Here is a 463-nt window from a genome sequence, read left to right on the forward strand (position 1 = left end):
CTTTCACAGTCCGTTGCAGCTCTTCAGAAAGGGTTTGAATCGGCGTCTCCCCGTCTACCGTGATTTTTAGGCCGATACCGACGGACGAGGGCGAATCGCTGGAAAAATGGACCCGGGCCGTCAAATCCCGAATTCCCTTGACCCCGCGGGCCGCTCTCGACGCGATGCTCTCCAGCGTTTCCAGGGAGATGCGGATATAGCCGAACTCCGTCAAGCGGTCCACCCCGCCGTCCCTTGGCCGCCGCATGGCCGAAAACAACAGACGGAGGCTCAAGAAAAAGAGGAACAGGGCGAGACCCGCCACGGTCCAACGTAGATACACGCTTTCCCAAACCCATCCCAGGGAGGCAGCCCCTGTTCCGGCCAGGGCGACCATCGCGGACAGGACCGCAACAACCAGGCTGTGAAGAATCAGGAGGAGTCTATCGAACAGACCCATTTCTCCTCCCCCTTCCGAAAACAT

At 59.4% G+C, this 463-nt stretch carries 1 protein-coding gene; it reads right to left on the reverse strand.

The genetic code is table 11. The features are described from left to right. A partial coding sequence (amaP, locus tag RZO55_RS00885; RefSeq protein WP_318062419.1) for an alkaline shock response membrane anchor protein AmaP occupies positions 1-439 on the reverse strand: 439 nt, incomplete at its 3' end. Between the last annotated feature and the right edge of the window lie 24 nt (positions 440-463).

The organism is Clostridium boliviensis (genome assembly GCF_033342255.1).
GTDB classification, from domain to species: Bacteria; Bacillota; Clostridia; order Lachnospirales; family Lachnospiraceae; genus Lacrimispora; species Lacrimispora boliviensis.